We start from the raw sequence: 16,980 nt of genomic DNA, 5'->3' as shown, positions 1-16,980 counted from the left end.
TAAATAGCTGAGAAAAGTTGAATTGATTAGGCTTGTTTGGGAATTTGAGGAGCCTATTTTAGGCTAAACAGATAAGGGGGGGGGGGTGAACTTTTTGTGTTTTAAGGTTAAAACTTTCCAAACAAGTCTATTGCATTTTACTTTGGTAGGTGATATAATTCGGTAAATAGATTGTTTAAAAATGAGTGATAGTTTGAGTTAAACTCATTTTTTATTCACTATTAATTGATTTATTATAAAATGATAAAAGATTTCTTGCGGAATCGATAAAGTTGAAGAGAATATAGGATGTTTTGGGATAAATATGTTTGAAGAGAGAAAAGACAGGCTCCATAATTTTATTGCAGTTATTCAACTTGTTGTTGTCTTACTTATCGCGAGTGTCATCAGTATGGTTTCACATACCGATTTGACGCGAAGTGGCATTGTCATTTTATCCTTTTTACATATCGTCGCTTTTTACCTCAGTAGTTATAGCGAAAAAATTCTTCGAAGAGGGTATTTAGAAGAGTTTGTTCAAACATTGAGATATAGCAGTTGTTATGCGATTCTAACGACTTTTGTGTCTTTTATGCTCAAGGATAACTTTTCTATTTCTCGTCGTGGTGTCCTGTATTTTATCGCAGCAAACCTGATAGGGCAATACATCCTTAATATCTTCATCAAACACTATTACCGCGAGTTGTATCCTCGATTAAAAAGTAGTCGAAAGATATTGGTCGTAACGATTTTGGACCGTGCAGATGCCACCTTACATCGCTTGATGACTTCCCCAGCTTTCAATGGCAATATTGTTGCTATTTCTACCGTAGATAGCATTGCTTATAGGAATCCAGACATTCCCTTTGTCGTGAAAGAGCAGTTGCTTTCCTATGCTACAAAATCAGTGGTTGATGAGGTTTTGATTAATCTTCCAAGTGACTATCCGATTCGAGATTATATTGCCCAATTTGAAAATATGGGAATTCAGGTGAATGTTGTCTTAAATGCCTTTAATTTTTATCCTGGAGAGAAAAAATTGCGTGAGGTCGGTGATTTTAATGTCGTGACTTTTTCGACCAATTTTTACAAACCAAGCCATATTTTCGCAAAGCGCCTGCTTGATATTTTAGGAAGCCTAGCAGGACTTTTCCTGTGTGGAATTGCTTATCTTTGTCTCGCTTCCAAAATCAAGAAGGATGGCGGACCCGCTATTTTCAAACAAGAGCGTGTAGGACAAAATGGTAGAATTTTTGACTTTTATAAGTTTCGCTCGATGTATATGGATGCCGAAGAGCGGAAAAAAGAGCTGATGGCACACAATACCATGACGGGTGGGATGTTTAAAATGGATGATGACCCGCGGATTACTCCAATTGGTCGATTTATGAGAAGGACTAGCCTAGATGAACTACCTCAATTTTACAATGTGTTAAAAGGGGACATGAGCCTAGTAGGAACACGACCCCCAACGAAGGATGAGTATGAGCACTACACTCCTGACCAAAAGCGCCGCTTAAGCTTCAAACCAGGGATTACAGGTCTCTGGCAGGTCAGTGGGCGTAGTGAGATTACAGATTTTGAGGAAGTTGTGAAACTAGATTTGGAATACATTGATGGCTGGACCATCTGGTCGGATATTAAGATATTACTAAAAACACTCAAGGTAGTGATGATGAAAGATGGAGCGAAATAGCATGAAGGTATGTTTAGTGGGATCTAGCGGAGGACATTTAACCCATCTTTATTTATTAAAGCCCTTTTGGCAAGATAAAGAAAGATTTTGGGTTATATTTGATAAAGAAGATGCGCGAAGTGTTTTGAGAGATGAAAAGATGTATTCTTGTTATTTTCCAACGAATCGAAATATAAAAAATTTAATCAAAAATACACTCTTAGCCATTAAAGTTTTAAGAAAAGAGCGACCAGATGTGATTATCTCGTCAGGTGCAGCAGTGGCTGTCCCTTTCTTTTATTTAGGAAAGCTATTCGGAGTAAAAACAGTATATATCGAAGTGTTTGACAGGATTGATAAACCGACTCTAACAGGGAAATTGGTATATCCAGTGACGGATAAGTTTATTGTCCAGTGGGAAAAAATGAAAGAGGTTTATCCGAAAGCAATCAATTTAGGGAGTATATTTTAATGATCTTTGTAACAGTTGGCACGCACGAGCAACCTTTTAATCGCTTGATAGAGGAAGTCGATCGTTTGAAAGCTGAGGGACTGATTGAAGAAGAAGTATTTATTCAAACAGGTTATTCAACCTATGAACCTCAATACTGCAACTGGAAGAAGCTCTTGTCCTACGATGAAATGAATCGGTATATAAAAGAAGCCTCAATTGTTATTACCCATGGTGGTCCAGCTACCTTTATGGGGGTCGTTGCTGAGGGAAAAGTCCCCATTGTCGTTCCAAGATTGAAGCAGTATGGTGAGCATGTCAATGACCATCAATTGGAATTTAGTTTGTATGTACAAAGAAACTATCAGAATATTGTAACAGTCGAACAAATTAGCCAATTAAAAGACTGTTTGACGACCCATTCTCAATCTACCAGTAAAACAGTATCCAATAATAAAGAGTTCAATAATCGATTTCGTATGGAGATAGAAAGATTGGTAAACAAATTATGATACCTAAAACAATTCATTACTGCTGGTTTGGGAATCATCCACTGCCAGAAAGTGTTCAGAAATGTATCCTCTCTTGGAAGGAAAAATGTCCGGAGTACAGGATTGTTGAATGGAATGAAGAGAATTATGATGTTCATAAGATACCTTTTATCGCTCAAGCCTATAGTATGGGGAAATATGCCTTTGTTTCCGACTATGCACGTCTAGACATCGTTTATCAATACGGTGGTATCTACTTGGACACAGATGTGGAACTATTGACCTCTTTAGATGATTTATTGGATAAATCGTGTTTTATGGGGATGGAAACCATTGGTAGAGTTGCAACTGGATTAGGATTTGGAGCAGAAAAAGGACATGGGTTTGTAAAAAAGAATAAAGAAGCGTATGAATCGATAGACTTTAATCCTCGTATGAACAAAACTTGTGTGGATATTACTACTGACCTCCTCTTATCTGAGGGATTAAAAAAAGAAAATAAGGTGCAATTGGTTGATGATGTGACCATCTATCCCCCGGAGTATTTTTGCCCGTATAGTTTGGAAACAAAAAAGATGAATTATACAGAAAATACTTATTCAATCCACCATTATGATGCAAGTTGGTACGGTAGCGGAATAGGAGCACGGTTTAAAAAGTTGTTACTACCTTTTAAGGTCTTCACTAGAAGAAAAATGGATGCTATCTTGGGAGAAGGAAGCTATCAAAAAGTAAAAGAATTACTCAAAAAATAAAAAAGAAGACGAAGAAAGGAGGGGTTCAGATTGAGATTGACAAAAAATGAGATCCTCTATTTATTGCCCCTACTATTGATAAGCTTTGTCAAAGGTATCGGTATTTCTAGTGATAACAAGGTATATGTGGCGGTCTTACTATTTGGTACGGTATTGATTGTCATGAAGTCTGTAAAAGAGAGATGGACTAGAAATGAGTTTATCGGCTTGGCAGCTCTGTTTTTAATAGGTGTTTTGAGTCTTCTGATGACAAAGAAAGAGACGGTTTTGTTTTCTCTTTTGCTCGTGGTTGGAAGTAAGGGCATTCGTTTAAATAAAATCTTTTGGACCATGTTGATTTCCCGCCTTGTCGGCTTTTTCTATAATGTATTGCTTTCTGTAGTTGGCATCTTGCCAGCTAAACAAGCCATTTTTTATCGCGAAGGAGTCTTTATTTCCCGCTATTCATTTGGTTTTGGGCATCCTAATCTCTTTCACAGTTCCTTTTTTATGATTGTCGTACTGTGGCTTTTTTTGAAGTTTGAAAGATTGAAATTGATAGAAGTTTTCTTTTTAATGATTTGCAATTTTTTGATTTTTTCATATTCCTACTCTAGGACTGGTTTTTATATGATTTGTTTACTATTCGTAGGATATTATGCGTTGCAATGGAAACCTGTTTTGAAATTGTTGAAAATAGTAGTTCCGTACGTTCAGTTTTTCTTGCTAGGGCTCACCTTGGTGTTAGCCCGATTATTAGGAAAGAGCGTAATCGTTCAACAGTTAGATATATTTTTAACAGGTCGACTGTATTACACTCATTTACAGTTTCAGTATCCACTAACGCTATTTGGAAGAAATTATGATGGTACAGGTATTCTCTTTGATAATAGTTACTCTATGATTGTGATGTTGTACGGAGTCATTCTTGCTATCATTGTCAGCCTTGCCTATTATAAAACAGCTCGATTTACTGCAAACTATGGGAGCTTAGCGACAAACTTTGTATTAGTGATGATTTCGTTGCTCTTGTTTACAGAAAGCTTCTATATGAATACCTTGTTCAATATTACGCTATTTATCATTGCAAAGTACTATTTTCGAGAGTTAGACGATCTGCAATAGGCTACTAAAAATTGAAAAAAATAAAGTGAGGAAGCTGTGAAATTTTATATTGTAACTCCTACCTATAATCGGTGTCAGGAATTAAAAAAACTTTATCAATCCTTACAATCTCAGACTTGTCATGAGTTTAGTTGGCTAGTAGTAGATGATGGGTCCAGCGATCAAACACAAGATTGGATTGCAAGTCTTAGTGGAGTTAGCCAGTTTGATATCATTTATTTACCAAAAGAAAATGGGGGAAAGCATACTGCCTATAACCTAGCTTTGGATTATATGGCTGAATCGGATTATCATATGGTCGTTGATAGTGATGATTGGCTGAGTGATGAAGCCGTCTCCCTCATCTTAAAAGATATAAATTCTTTGTCGCAAGAGGAAGTTGGACTCGTTTATCCTAAATCTCCTGTTAGTCAAAGACCATCTTGGTTGCCAGAGCAAGTGACACAAGTATCAATCCCTGAAATAAAATTAAAGTATGGCCTAGCGATAGAAACGGCTATTGTTATCAAGAATGCTAGCGTAAAAGCTGTACGATTTCCTCATTATCCAAATGAGACATTTTTATCCGAAGAAATTTTTTATATTGCTCTTTCAGAAATTGGGAAATTTAGGGCGATAAATAGAGAACTGTATTATTTTGAATACCTTGCTAGTGGTTTAACCAGCAATATCTTTACCTTGTGGAAAAATAATCCGCAAGGGACATTCTTACTCTTTAAGGAGAGGGAGCAATTTATTTCTAAAAACTTAGTGGGTAAGAATAAGTTTTTAGAAATGTTGAAGGTTACGTTGAATAAAGAGGCTTTACGAATAGCCCTTCCGAATATGCAAGTGAAAAAAAATAGATTTAAAAAAATGTTATTAAGACCATTAGCTTATATGGTTTATTTAAAGAGATTTAAGTGAGATGAGAGAGGAAGAGATAAAATGATGAATGAATTGATTAGTGTGATCGTAGCAGTTTATCATGTTGAAAATGATTTAGAAAAATGGGAGAGAGAAAACCGTGGATGATTTAGTCAGTGTGGTTATTACGACGTATGGTAGGACAGATACCTTGCGACGAGCCATTCAAAGTGTCCTAAATCAAACGCATCAAAATATGGAAATTTTGGTGGTTGATGATAATAAAGAGACTGACTTGAAAGCTAAAGTAAGAGAGTTAGTGGAGGGAATTAAGGATGCTCGCCTGAAACTCATCGTGAATGAAGTCAATGTTGGTGGTGCTGTTGCAAGAAATGTCGGGATAGCAAACAGCAAGGCAGACTACATTGCATTTTTAGATGATGATGACGAATATCTACCAATCAAGATTGAAAAGCAGTTAGAACTTTTTAAGAACAGTTCGGACAAGGTTGGTTTAATCTATGGTTATTGTTTAAGCATCGATAGTCAAGGTCATGAAGTCAAATATACCTATGACTACACAGGAAAATGTGTTTTTGAAGGGATGCTAGACTGTATAGCCGCAACTTCTCAATGGATGTGCCGAAAGGAAGCGTTGGATTCAGTAGGCTGCTTTAGCGATGTGCCATGTAAACAAGATTCGACGGTCATTGTGAAATTATTAGCGGCAGGATATGAAGTAGACCGAGTACCAGAATTTTTATCCATCTATCACGATGAAGAAAGTCAGAGAATTAGTAGACAGGGACATGAAAAGCGCATCATTGGAGAAGAAAAATTAAGAGACTTGTGTAGAAGTCATTATGATTTGCTTTCAGAACGGGAAAGAAAAGAAGTAGAATATCGTTTCGCCTGTCGTCTTGCGCCTCATTATTACGCAACAAAGGATTTTGTTCATTTTAAATCTGCCTTGAAAAATATTTTAACAACCCATTTATTCAAACGCACATCCTTGTCTTTCTATAAGCAATTCATTCGTTATATGGTAAAATAGTGACAAACTGTAACACAAATAATTAAAAACATCATAAAATTGCTTACGCATAGTATGAAGGAGTGTCAAATGAAAAATATTGCAGTAGCAGGGACAGGCTATGTTGGGCTGTCAATAGCTGTTTTATTATCACAACATCATCAAGTAACCGCTGTTGATATTATTCCTGAGAAAGTGGAGATGATCAATCAGAAGCAGTCTCCGATTCAGGATAAGGAGATTGAGGAGTTTTTAAAGACAAAAGAGTTGCACTTGACAGCGACCTTAGATGGGAAAGCAGCCTATGAAGAGGCTGACTTTGTTATCATTGCAGCTCCTACCAATTATGATAGTCAACTAAATTTCTTTGATACGAGTGCAGTGGAGTCTGTTATCGAAGAAGTATTGCAAGTCAATCATTCAGCGATTATTGTGATTAAATCAACGATTCCAGTCGGTTTTACAGACAGTGTTCGAAAAAAATACAATACCAATCGCATTCTTTTTAGTCCAGAGTTTCTACGTGAGTCAAAGGCGCTTTATGATAATCTTTACCCAAGTCGGATCATTGTAGGAACGGATCTAGGAGATGAGCAGTTAAAAGCAAGTGCGGAGACATTTGCTCGACTTCTCCAAGAAGGCGCACTCCAAGACGAGGTTCCAACCTTGATGATGGGATTTACAGAAGCAGAAGCTGTTAAGCTGTTTTCTAATACCTATCTTGCTTTACGGGTGTCTTATTTTAATGAATTAGATACCTATGCGGAGACCAAAGGACTTGATACGCAAGCTATTATTGAAGGTGTTGGCTTAGATCCACGAATTGGAAACCATTATAATAACCCTTCATTTGGCTACGGTGGTTACTGCTTGCCAAAAGATACCAAACAATTATTAGCCAATTATAAGGATGTCCCACAAAATATGATGTCTGCGATTGTAGATAGTAATCGCACTCGTAAGGATTACATTGCCGAGCAGGTTTTGAAATTGGCTGGAAATCCCGAAAATGAGCAGTTGACGATTGGTGTGTATCGCTTAACGATGAAGAGTAATAGTGATAATTTCAGACAGTCTTCCATTCAAGGTGTGATTAAACGAATCAAAGGAAAAGGTGCAAAGGTGATTATCTTTGAGCCGACCTTAGAAAATGAAACCTTCTTCCTTGGAAGTCAAGTCGTCAATGACTTAGCTGAGTTTAAAAAGCAATCTCAAGCCATTATTGCAAACCGCTATGATTCATCTTTAGACGATGTCCAAGAAAAAGTTTATACGCGGGATATTTTCAAGAGAGATTGAAATTGGCTGCGATCTTGTTTAAATAAACGAGGAACCATAGTAAGAACAAGTGTTGCTTTATTTGTAAAAATAGACAACAGTTGATTGGGATAGGAATTTTTCAAATTAGAATTAGGGTAAAAAATAAGAGGAAAATATGTCAAATACTCAAAAGTATGCAATGAATATTGTAATGGCTGCTGACTATGATTACAAAATTCAGGTCGAAACTGTGTTGAAATCGATTTTACAACACCATACGAGGATTCAATTTTTTTTAATCAATCAGGACTATCCAAAAGAATGGTTTCTATCTATCAATGAGAAATTGGCTGCGTTTGAGTCTTGCATCATAGATAAGAAAGTTTCAACGATTGCATACAAGCATTTTAATACTGCTGAGCACATTTCAGAAGCCACCTTTTACCGATACCATATTCCAGAGCTAATTGAGGAAGATAAGGTGTTGTACTTGGATTCAGATATAGTAGTAGTGGGAGATTTATCTCCTTTGTATGACCTTGATATTGAACCTGTTGGTCTTGCAGCAACTGAAAATTTTGGTCGCGAATATGATTTTAATGCCGGTGTACTGTTGATTAACAATCGTAGGTGGCGTGAAAAAAATGTTTTAAATCGTGCACTAAGTATTCATGAGAAGTTGGATGCTACTTTAAATTTTGCGGATCAAGATGTGTTGAATGAATTGTTTAAAAATGAGTGGATGCCAGTACCTGAAATATATAATATGCAAATATTTGGTGGAAATTTTAATTTGAAGAGATACTCCATTCCGTCTGAAACAGTCATTATCCACTACACAACGGCCATCAAACCATGGGCTATGTATAAGAAAACAATCAAAGCAAGAATTGGGCGAATTTACAAAGTTGTGACCGCATATGTAAGCGGTAGAAATAAAAGGTATCCATTGCAAGTTGCCTTAAAAAATAGAAGCAAGCTAGTGTATGAACAAGAATGGCACCAATTAAGTCAAGTAAGGTGGGAAGAGTTAGCAAAAAAGACAACTAAATAAGATCGTTTGCATCATGTCATGCGATTTATTAGTCAGTTTGGAAAGAAGGGAAAAGATGCAGGAAAAGAAAAAATATCGGATGAATATTGTGATGGCTGCCGATTATCGCATGCATGAGCAGGTCGAAGTAACGATGAAGTCTGTCTTACAGTATCATCAAGGAGTACAGTTTTTCTTGTTGAATAAGGACTATCCGACAGAATGGTTTGAGCGTTTAAATAATCATATGAGACACTTAGATAGTGTGATTCATAATAAAGAGATTCGCTCTCAAGAGTATGAGCAATTTCGTACCTATCATTATGTTACAGAAGCTACTTTTTATCGCTATCATATCCCAGAATTGGTGGATGAAGAGAAGGTCTTGTATCTTGATGCAGATATTATAGTTACTGGAGACTTGCAATCATTCTATGATTTAGACATGACAAATTATGGCATGGCTGCAGTGGCAGATCCAATTGTCGCATTTGACCGCCACAAAACTGAATTTAATGCAGGAGTTATGCTTGTTAATAATAAAAAGTGGCGCGAAAAAATGGTTTTGAAAGAAGCCTTAAAGATGCATCGCGATTCTTCGCTGGAGTTACGAGATGCAGACCAAAGTGTTCTAAATATTTTATTTAGAAATGACTGGCTAGCAGTGGACGAAACTTACAACTATCAAATTGCTGCGACTAGACCAGATATGAGACAAGAAAAAGATATGATACGTGGGCGGATCCTTCACTATACAACAGCTGCTAAACCATTTTCTAATAAAGCCATAGGAATAAAACATGGATTAAAATTATGGCTAAAAAGAAAGATATCTTTTCGAGAGTATTTACGAAATACTTATACCGTTCCTTTTGCTGACGAATGGTATCAGGTACAGCGATTAAGTTGGGAAGAAATTGAAGAAACGTATGGCAAGTAAAACTAGAACTCAAAAGGCAATATATAACTCCTTGTTTACTTTGTGGCTATTTCCGCTTGGTTTTTTGTTGCAATTTATCAATAGAAATCTCTTCATTCATTTTTTGGGAATCTATTATTTAGGTTTAAATGGGGTCTTTTCAAGTATTTTGGGAGTGCTTTCTCTGGCAGAGCTAGGCGTAGGGGCTTCCATTATCTTTGCCTTATATAAACCTGTTGCTAAACAAGATCACAGCAAGATAGCAGCCTATATGCAGCTTTATCAAAAAATTTATCGTTTTATTGCCTTGGTAATCTTTGCCTTAGGATTGGTCATCTTACCTTTTCTTAAAACGATTTTACAAGTAGAGAGTCTATCTCAAGAAGTCATTGCGATTTATCTGCTATTTTTAGCTAATTCGGTAATCGGTTATCTTTTATTTGCTTATAAGCGAAGTCTGTTAATTGTTCATCAAGAAACGTATATCATTTCAGGGATTGAATTTATCATTTTACTTTTTACAATGATCATACAGTGGGGAATGATGGCACTCACTCATCATTATATTTTGATTTTATGTATCACAATTCTGTCGAAAATTCTCTCAAACGTTGTCATTGCCTATATCGTGACAAAGCGTTACCCAATGAAGGACGTTGTTGCTACGCCTTTGACTCAAGAGGAAAAACAGAGTTTAAAGAAGAATGTTTTGGGGAATTTAGCTGCCAATATTTCGTTTGTTATTGTATTTAGTACGGATAATATTTTGATGTCCTCGTTTATTAGTGTAGCAGCAGTGGGACTCTATTCGAATTATACAATGATTACAAAGGCTTTTGATTCGTTACTTTCGCAATTAATGAGTTCTCAAAATGCTTCAGTAGGAAACTTAATCCATACGTCATCGTCAGAAAAGATTTATGATGTCTTTAAGCGTTACAATTTTTTGAATTTTGCTCTCTCTTTTATAGGCTCTTTGTTGATCTTTGTGTTGATCAATCCTTTTATCACATTATGGATTGGAAAAGACTATTTACTGTCTTCTCAAATTGTGTTGTTGTTAAGTATGTATGTCTTTATGCAAACTTATCGTTATTCAGGATTTATATTTTATAGTGCTTATGGTTTATATTGGGAGTCTCGCTATAAACCGATTGTTGAAGCAGTGTTAAACCTAGTTTTCTCTTTGCTATTTCTAGTGGTTTTTAAATGGGGCGTAAGTGGAATTTTAGTTGGAACGATTTGCTCAACTTTGTTAACCAATACCTGGTTTGAACCCTATATTATTTTCAAATATGGTTTAAAACGGACGATGAAGGAGTATATTTGGATCAATATTCAGCAATGGCTGGTTTATTTTGTGACGCTGTTCGGACTTTATTTCATGGCTCCGCAGCGCTGGTTTGCTTCTAGCTTCCTAGGCTGGTTCCAATTAGCGATTGTAGCAGGAAGCTCTTTGACTGTATTGCTACTAGTGGTGTTTCACAAGAATAAAACCCTAAGATGGTGGGTTGATTTTGTCCGAACACGACTGATTAAAAAACGTTTGTCATAGGCTCTCTACAAAGCTAAAAACCTGCTTCTTTGTTGATAATTTTATCAATTAAATTTATTCGTAACTCCAATTGTTTACGATGGTTGTGATAGATGTTTGACGAGTATTGATAGTAAAAGTATCTTTTATTTCTATACTTGAATAAAAATCTCCATTTATCAAGGACGTTTTGGATTATATCGTGAGATAGATTGTCTTTCTATGGTAAATGCTTTATATTTTTGAGAATCAATGATTTGTTGACGCTAAGAGAGATTAGATGTGAGATGAAGTACGATTACTTAGTAGTAGGAGCTGGTCTTTTTGGTGCAGTATTTGCGCATGAAGCAGCTTTAGCAGGAAAAAAAGTAAAGGTGATTGAAAAGCGACATCATATTGCTGGAAATATCTTTACCAAGGAAGAAGAAGGTATCCACGTACATCAATATGGTGCGCATATCTTTCATACCTCTGATAAGGAGTTATGGGACTATGTCAATCAATTTGCGGAGTTTAATCGCTATACCAACACACCAATTGCTAACTATAAGGGAGAAATCTACAATCTTCCCTTCAATATGAATACCTTTCATAAACTTTGGGGAGTGGTGACGCCTGAAGAAGCACAAGCCAAGATTGATGAGCAACGTGCGATTCTAGGCGGAAAGACACCAGAAAACTTGGAAGAACAGGCAATTTCTTTAGTTGGTACAGATATTTATGAAAAGCTGATTAAGGATTATACAGAAAAGCAATGGGGTAAGTCTTGTAAGGATTTACCAGCCTTTATCATCCGTCGTTTGCCAGTACGCCTAACCTATGATAATAACTATTTTAACGATACTTATCAAGGAATTCCAATTGGCGGTTACACACAGATTGTTGAGAAAATGCTTGCTCATGAGAATATTGATGTGGAAGTAAATGTTGATTTCTTTGCCAATAAAGAAGCGTATCTAGCAGCGTTTCCCAAGGTTGTCTTTACAGGGATGATTGATGAATTCTTTGATTATGAGCTAGGGGAGTTGGAATATCGGAGTCTTCATTTTGAAACAGAGACGCTTGACATGCCAAACTACCAAGGCAATGCAGTGGTGAACTACACAGATAGCGAAACACCTTATACACGAATTATCGAGCATAAGCATTTTGAGTTTGGAACGCAGGATAAGACGATTATCACGAGAGAGTATTCTAAGACTTGGAAACGGGGGGATGAGCCTTACTATCCAGTGAATAACGATCGTAATAATCACTTGTATAAGGCTTATAAAGAGCTAGCTGAACAGCAAGATAAGGTCATCTTCGGTGGACGCTTGGGGCATTATCGCTATTATGATATGCATCAGGTGATTGCAGCAGCTTTGCAGTGCGTAAGAGGTGAGTTAGGAGTGATTAGAGGTATCCATAGCGAGCGCGGATAAACTCGGAGATTGAGGAGGAGATGTATGGAACATCTATATACACTAACAATAGTCATTCCAGCTTATAATATGGAACGCTATATTGCCCGAGCTATTGAATCGTTACTGGCGATTGATGGGCGGTATTGGGCAGATTTTGAGATTTTGGTGATCAATGATGGTAGTACTGACCTTACGGCAGAGATGACCGAAGCCTGCATGGAGGAGTTTTCTGGGGCTCCTATTCGCTTGATTTCTAAAGAAAATGGTGGTCATGGGTCTGCTATCAATTGTGGGATTGCTGAGGCTAAAGGCGCTTATTTCAAGGTCTTAGATGGCGATGATTGGGTGGATAGACTTGCCTTTGAGGCTTTATTGGACGCTTTGCGAGATATTGAGGTCGATATGGTTGTGACGGATTTTACGAGACGGATACCTGCTTATGGGCAATCCATCCACGAGCAGCCTGTGGATAGCTCCTTGGCAAGGATTGTGCAGTCTGTTCTGCCGACTAAGCGCCTCCCCATGCATAGTTTGACCTATAAGACTGCGCTGTTGCAGGAACATCAATTTCGTCTGACAGAAGGGATGTACTATGTGGATGTGGAATATAGCCTATTTCCCATGCAGTATGTCACATCTTGGCTCTATCTTTCCTTAAATGTTTACCAGTATTTATTTGGCCGAGAAGGTCAAAGTGTGACTCTAGTTTCCTTGGTGAAAAATGCTGCTCATCACTTGCAGGTGTTGGAAAACGTATTTGAATTTCGGCAGAATTTATCAGACTCACCGCTTAAAGCTATGACAGATGATACGATTGCTTCCATGCTTGAGGTTCAAGAGATGATTAATCCTCATTCTGAACAGAAAACGGAGTTGTCTAAGCAGACACGCTACTTACGTGAGATATACAACTTTTAGTAGAGTAGGTTCCTGTTTTTCCCATTTTCATGAAAGAGTTTTGACTCTTTCTTTTTTTTGTGGTATAATTAACCAGTAAAGAATTAACTGGTTAAGGAGGAGTGTACGATGTCTTCTTTGGCACATGAAATTGATTATTTTTTGAGTGAAATTATTTTAAAAGCGGAAAATCAACACGAAATTTTGGTAGGGACTTGCACGAGCGAGGTTGCCCTGACCAATACGCAGGAGCATATTTTGATGTTGCTCTCGAAAGAGTCTTTGACCAATCGGGATTTGTCGAAGAGATTGAATGTCAGTCAAGCAGCTGTGACCAAGGCGATTAAGGCCTTGGTGGCAGAAGGGATGCTGGAGACTTTTAAGGATAAGAGGGACGCGCGGGTGGTTTATTATCGATTGACCGACCTGGCGCAGCCTATTGCGGCTGAACATCAGCACCACCATGTCCATACCTTGGAGACCTATGAGAAGATTGTCCAGCATTTTTCAGCAGAGGAACAGGAAAGTATCGGGCGATTTTTAAAAATGCTAGTAGGAGAAATCGGAAAATGAGGTATATTACGGTCAAGGATTTGTCCTTTTACTATGATAAAGAACCTGTTCTTGAGCACATAAACTATTTTTTGGATAGTGGAGAGTTTGTGACCTTGACAGGTGAGAATGGTGCGGCTAAGACAACGCTGATCAAAGCCAGTCTTGGGATATTGCAGCCGAGGCATGGAGAGGTCGCGATTTCAAAGACCAATGCAGCTGGGAAAAAGTTGCGAATTGCCTATCTGCCTCAGCAGATTGCGAGCTTTAATGCAGGATTTCCAAGTACAGTCCATGAATTTGTGAAATCGGGTCGTTACCCGAGAAAGGGCTGGTTCCGTCGCTTGACGGCACATGATGAGGAGCATATCCGTGTTAGTTTAGATGCGGTCGGTATGTGGGAGCATAGGGATAAGCGGATTGGCGCCTTGTCTGGTGGGCAAAAGCAGCGGGCAGTGATTGCACGCATGTTTGCTTCTGATCCAGATATTTTTGTCCTAGATGAGCCGACGACAGGGATGGATGCTAGCAGCAAGGATGAGTTTTACAATCTCATGCACCACAGTGCCCATCAGCATGGCAAGGCTGTGTTGATGATTACCCATGATCCTGAGGAAGTCAAGAAATATGCGGATCGCAATATCCATCTGGTCCGCAATCAAGATTCGCCTTGGCGGTGCTTTAATGTCCATGAAAATGATGGGGAGGGAAGCCATGCTTGATTTACTACGGTATGATTTTATGCAGCGGGCCTTTTTGGCGGTGATTGCCATGAGCTTGTTTTCACCAGTCTTGGGAACCTTTCTCATTTTACGCAGGCAGAGTTTGATGAGCGATACGCTCAGCCACGTTTCCTTGTCAGGGGTAGCTTTTGGCTTGGTCTTGGGGATTTCACCGACAATTTCAACAGTGGTCATTGTCATCATTGCAGCGGTATTTTTGGAGTATCTACGTACGATTTACAAGGATTTCATGGAAATTGGAACTGCTATCCTCATGTCTACGGGGCTTGCGGTGTCCTTGATTGTCATGAGTCGTGGAGGCAGTACGAGTTCCATGAGCTTGGATCAGTATTTGTTTGGCTCTATCGTGACCATTAGCAGCGAGCAGGTCTACTCCCTTTTCATCATTGCAGCGATTGTTCTGGTTTTGACCTTTTTGTTCATTCGTCCCATGTATATTTTGACATTTGATGAGGATACGGCTTTTGTCGATGGGTTGCCCGTGCGGGCTATGTCCATTCTCTTTAACATGGTGACAGGGGTGGCGATTGCCTTGATGATTCCAGCTGCAGGGGCGCTCTTGGTATCGACCATCATGGTCTTGCCGGCGAGCATTGCCTTGAGAATTGGCAAGAATTTTCGTTCGGTGATTATACTGGCTAGCGTCATTGGATTTCTAGGGATGGTGGCAGGTCTGTATAGCTCTTACTATGCTGAAACGCCAGCTAGTGCCAGTATTACGCTCATCTTTGTTGGAGTTTTTCTCCTGGTGAGTTTATTTAAAAAATTTGTAAAATAAGGAGATTATCGTGAAAAAATTACGATTGGTATTGCTTCTTTTTGTCGGAGTATTGTTAGTAGCTTGTAGCAATCAAGGAGCAGAAACAGGCAAGTTAAAGGTTGTGACAACCTTTTATCCTGTCTATGAGTTTACCAAGCAAGTAGCGGGTGACGAGGCAACAGTAGATTTGTTAATCGGTGCTGGAACAGAGCCGCATGATTATGAGCCTTCTGTCAAAGCAGTCGCAACAATTCAAGATGCGGATGTCTTTGTCTTTGAAAATGAAAATATGGAAACCTGGGTACCTGATGTTTTGGAAAATGTAACCAAGGGCAAGGTGAAGGTGATTAAGGCGACGGGAGATATGTTGCTGCTGCCAGGGCTTGAGGAAGAAGAGGACCACGACCATGGTGAGGAAGGTCATCATCATGACTATGATCCGCATGTTTGGCTTTCTCCAAGTCGTGCCATTCAGATGGTGGAGCATATTCGCGACAGTCTCAGTGATAATTTCCCAGAGAAAAAAGCAAGTTTTGAGAAAAATGCCTCAGCTTATATTGCGACCTTAAAAGACTTGGATGCGACATACAAGGCTGAACTTGCTGCTGCTAAACAAAAAACCTTTGTAACGCAGCATGCGGCTTTCCGTTACCTAGCCTTGGATTATGGCTTGAAACAAGTGTCTATTTCAGGCATTTCTCCAGATAGTGAGCCATCGGCCGCACGTTTGGCAGAATTGGCAGATTACATCAAGAAAAATGGTATTCAGTACATTTATTTCGAGGAAAATGCTTCGCAAGCAGTTGCATCTACCTTGTCTAAGGAGGCTGGAGTCGAGCTAGAAGTGCTCAATCCTTTGGAGAGCTTGACCGAAAAAGCTATGAAAGCTGGAGACAACTATGTGTCTATCATGAAGGAAAATCTAAAAGCTCTCAAGAAGACCACAGACAGTGCTGGTAAGGAAATTCAACCAGAAGAAGTCGAAGAGACTAAGACGGTTCAAAAAGGCTATTTTGAAGACAGTGCGGTCAAGGATCGTGACCTATCTGACTATGTGGGTCAATGGCAGTCTGTTTACCCTTATCTGCTTGATGGTACTTTGGATCAGGTCTTTGATTACAAGGCAAAATTGACAGGCCAGATGACAGCAGCTGAGTACAAGGATTACTATGACAACGGGTATAAGACAGATGTATCTGCTATAAAAATCACTGACAAGACCATGGAATTCACCACAAATGGGGAAACTAAAAAATACACCTACAAGTATGTAGGGAAGAAGATTTTGACCTATAAGAAGGGCAATCGCGGGGTTCGCTACATGTTTGAAGCAACAGATGAAAACGCTGGGCAGTTTAAATATGTGCAGTTCAGTGACCATAACATTGCTCCAGTGAAGACCGAGCATTTCCACATCTTCTTTGGTGGAGAAAGTCAAGAAAAACTCTTTGATGAGTTGGAAAATTGGCCAACCTACTATCCAGAAGATTTGTCGGGTCAAGAAATTGCCCAAGAGATGTTGGCACATTAAGATGATAAATA

At 38.5% G+C, this 16,980-nt stretch carries 17 protein-coding genes; all 17 read left to right on the top strand.

Annotation, left to right across the window (positions count from 1 at the left end; all coding sequences use genetic code 11):
- Nucleotides 1-304 precede the first annotated feature (304 nt).
- The 17 genes from BFM96_RS02015 to BFM96_RS01935 all read left to right on the top strand — a co-directional run bounded on the left by BFM96_RS02015 (nt 305) and on the right by BFM96_RS01935 (nt 16,969).
- A complete protein-coding gene (locus tag BFM96_RS02015) occupies nt 305-1,675 on the top strand; it encodes a sugar transferase (protein ID WP_068989705.1) in 1,371 nt (456 codons plus the stop codon).
- Between the two features lies 1 nt (nt 1,676).
- Nucleotides 1,677-2,126: a PssD/Cps14F family polysaccharide biosynthesis glycosyltransferase gene (gene pssD / locus BFM96_RS02010; protein ID WP_068989704.1), complete on the top strand. Its 450-nt coding sequence runs from the start codon at nt 1,677-1,679 to the stop codon at nt 2,124-2,126.
- Nucleotides 2,126-2,617 carry a glycosyltransferase gene (locus tag BFM96_RS02005; RefSeq protein WP_068989701.1) on the top strand — a complete coding sequence of 164 codons (492 nt, stop codon included), beginning with the start codon at nt 2,126-2,128 and terminating at the stop codon, nt 2,615-2,617. The genes pssD and BFM96_RS02005 overlap by 1 nt, the downstream gene beginning before the upstream one ends.
- Nucleotides 2,614-3,351: a glycosyltransferase family 32 protein gene (locus BFM96_RS02000; protein ID WP_068989698.1), complete on the top strand. Its 738-nt coding sequence runs from the start codon at nt 2,614-2,616 to the stop codon at nt 3,349-3,351. The genes BFM96_RS02005 and BFM96_RS02000 overlap by 4 nt, the downstream gene beginning before the upstream one ends.
- Nucleotides 3,352-3,381: 30 nt before the next feature.
- Complete coding sequence (locus tag BFM96_RS01995) at nt 3,382-4,455, top strand: hypothetical protein (protein WP_068989695.1); 1,074 nt, start codon at nt 3,382-3,384, stop codon at nt 4,453-4,455.
- A gap of 36 nt (nt 4,456-4,491) precedes the next feature.
- A complete protein-coding gene (locus BFM96_RS01990; protein WP_068989691.1) occupies nt 4,492-5,361 on the top strand; it encodes a glycosyltransferase family 2 protein in 870 nt (289 codons plus the stop codon).
- Between the two features lie 100 nt (nt 5,362-5,461).
- A complete protein-coding gene (locus BFM96_RS01985; RefSeq protein WP_068989687.1) occupies nt 5,462-6,355 on the top strand; it encodes a glycosyltransferase family 2 protein in 894 nt (297 codons plus the stop codon).
- A 69-nt stretch (nt 6,356-6,424) separates the two neighbouring features.
- Nucleotides 6,425-7,633, top strand: a complete 1,209-nt coding sequence (locus BFM96_RS01980; RefSeq protein WP_068989686.1) for a nucleotide sugar dehydrogenase — start codon at nt 6,425-6,427, stop codon at nt 7,631-7,633.
- A gap of 136 nt (nt 7,634-7,769) precedes the next feature.
- Entirely contained in the window at nt 7,770-8,648 is an 879-nt protein-coding gene (locus BFM96_RS01975) for a glycosyltransferase family 8 protein (RefSeq protein ID WP_068989683.1), read from the top strand.
- A 79-nt stretch (nt 8,649-8,727) separates the two neighbouring features.
- Nucleotides 8,728-9,567 (top strand): glycosyltransferase family 8 protein, encoded by an 840-nt coding sequence (locus tag BFM96_RS01970; RefSeq protein WP_189234567.1) that lies wholly within the window; start codon nt 8,728-8,730, stop codon nt 9,565-9,567.
- Nucleotides 9,557-11,101, top strand: a complete 1,545-nt coding sequence (locus tag BFM96_RS01965; protein WP_068989678.1) for a lipopolysaccharide biosynthesis protein — start codon at nt 9,557-9,559, stop codon at nt 11,099-11,101. Before BFM96_RS01970 ends, BFM96_RS01965 begins: the two co-directional genes overlap by 11 nt.
- Nucleotides 11,102-11,367: 266 nt before the next feature.
- Nucleotides 11,368-12,504: a UDP-galactopyranose mutase gene (glf, locus tag BFM96_RS01960; protein WP_068989677.1), complete on the top strand. Its 1,137-nt coding sequence runs from the start codon at nt 11,368-11,370 to the stop codon at nt 12,502-12,504.
- Nucleotides 12,505-12,528: 24 nt separating this feature from the next.
- Nucleotides 12,529-13,404, top strand: coding sequence for a glycosyltransferase family 2 protein (locus BFM96_RS01955; RefSeq protein ID WP_068989675.1), 876 nt, complete (start codon nt 12,529-12,531; stop codon nt 13,402-13,404).
- A 108-nt stretch (nt 13,405-13,512) separates the two neighbouring features.
- Nucleotides 13,513-13,956, top strand: a complete 444-nt coding sequence (locus BFM96_RS01950) for a zinc-dependent MarR family transcriptional regulator (protein ID WP_068989672.1) — start codon at nt 13,513-13,515, stop codon at nt 13,954-13,956.
- Nucleotides 13,953-14,657, top strand: a complete 705-nt coding sequence (locus BFM96_RS01945; RefSeq protein ID WP_068989669.1) for a metal ABC transporter ATP-binding protein — start codon at nt 13,953-13,955, stop codon at nt 14,655-14,657. Before BFM96_RS01950 ends, BFM96_RS01945 begins: the two co-directional genes overlap by 4 nt.
- Nucleotides 14,650-15,456: a metal ABC transporter permease gene (locus tag BFM96_RS01940; protein ID WP_068989666.1), complete on the top strand. Its 807-nt coding sequence runs from the start codon at nt 14,650-14,652 to the stop codon at nt 15,454-15,456. Before BFM96_RS01945 ends, BFM96_RS01940 begins: the two co-directional genes overlap by 8 nt.
- Nucleotides 15,457-15,466: 10 nt before the next feature.
- Complete coding sequence (locus BFM96_RS01935) at nt 15,467-16,969, top strand: zinc ABC transporter substrate-binding protein AdcA (RefSeq protein WP_068989662.1); 1,503 nt, start codon at nt 15,467-15,469, stop codon at nt 16,967-16,969.
- The last annotated feature ends 11 nt before the right edge of the window (nt 16,970-16,980 follow it).

The sequence above is a fragment of the Streptococcus himalayensis genome (genome assembly GCF_001708305.1).
GTDB classification, from domain to species: Bacteria; Bacillota; Bacilli; order Lactobacillales; family Streptococcaceae; genus Streptococcus; species Streptococcus himalayensis.
Note: the sequence above shows the minus strand (reverse complement) of the source record. Positions and strands in the feature narration are given on the sequence as shown.

Coding starts and splice junctions, on each gene's coding strand:
- BFM96_RS02005 (WP_068989701.1), top strand. CDS start 2,126: ATGATCTTTGTAACAGTTGGCACGCACGAGCAACCTTTTAATCGCTTG.
- BFM96_RS01970 (WP_189234567.1), top strand. CDS start 8,728: ATGAATATTGTGATGGCTGCCGATTATCGCATGCATGAGCAGGTCGAA.
- BFM96_RS02000 (WP_068989698.1), top strand. CDS start 2,614: ATGATACCTAAAACAATTCATTACTGCTGGTTTGGGAATCATCCACTG.
- BFM96_RS02015 (WP_068989705.1), top strand. CDS start 305: ATGTTTGAAGAGAGAAAAGACAGGCTCCATAATTTTATTGCAGTTATT.
- BFM96_RS01965 (WP_068989678.1), top strand. CDS start 9,557: ATGGCAAGTAAAACTAGAACTCAAAAGGCAATATATAACTCCTTGTTT.
- BFM96_RS01975 (WP_068989683.1), top strand. CDS start 7,770: ATGTCAAATACTCAAAAGTATGCAATGAATATTGTAATGGCTGCTGAC.
- pssD (WP_068989704.1), top strand. CDS start 1,677: ATGAAGGTATGTTTAGTGGGATCTAGCGGAGGACATTTAACCCATCTT.
- BFM96_RS01950 (WP_068989672.1), top strand. CDS start 13,513: ATGTCTTCTTTGGCACATGAAATTGATTATTTTTTGAGTGAAATTATT.
- BFM96_RS01945 (WP_068989669.1), top strand. CDS start 13,953: ATGAGGTATATTACGGTCAAGGATTTGTCCTTTTACTATGATAAAGAA.
- BFM96_RS01955 (WP_068989675.1), top strand. CDS start 12,529: ATGGAACATCTATATACACTAACAATAGTCATTCCAGCTTATAATATG.
- glf (WP_068989677.1), top strand. CDS start 11,368: ATGAAGTACGATTACTTAGTAGTAGGAGCTGGTCTTTTTGGTGCAGTA.
- BFM96_RS01980 (WP_068989686.1), top strand. CDS start 6,425: ATGAAAAATATTGCAGTAGCAGGGACAGGCTATGTTGGGCTGTCAATA.
- BFM96_RS01940 (WP_068989666.1), top strand. CDS start 14,650: ATGCTTGATTTACTACGGTATGATTTTATGCAGCGGGCCTTTTTGGCG.